The 415-nt window shown below is 63.1% G+C and carries 1 protein-coding gene; it reads left to right on the top strand.

Annotated features, from left to right (window positions below; translation table 11 throughout):
* Window positions 1-13 precede the first annotated feature (13 nt).
* Window positions 14-415: alkaline phosphatase (locus tag AC0AIB_RS31520; RefSeq protein ID WP_465098132.1), on the top strand; the 402-nt coding region annotated here is incomplete at its 3' end.

Here is a 415-nt window from a genome sequence, read left to right as displayed (position 1 = left end):
TACCCAGCCGTCCCTGTCGGAGATGACGGCCAAGGCGATCGATCTCATGAGCCAGAACAGCCAGGGCTACTTCCTGATGGTGGAAGGGGGCCGCATCGACCACGCATTGCACGGCACCAATGCCAAGCGGTCGCTGACCGATGCGGTGGCGCTGGATGAAGCGGTCAAGACGGCGCTCGGCAAGGTGTACCTGAAAGATACCCTGATCGTGGTCACCGCCGACCACGACCACACCATGACCATCAACGGCTACTCCGCCAAGGGCAACAAGGTGCTGGATCTGGTCAAGAACGCCGACGGCTCGACCCAGAACGACGTGGATGGCAAACCCTTCACCACCCTGGTGTTCGGCAACGGCCCCAACCGCCCGGCGGTGCGCCCCACCCTCACCAGCGATGAGGTGATGGCGGATGAC

The organism is Micromonospora sp. DSM 43699 (genome assembly GCF_055517075.1).
Note: the sequence above shows the minus strand (reverse complement) of the source record. Positions and strands in the feature narration are given on the sequence as shown.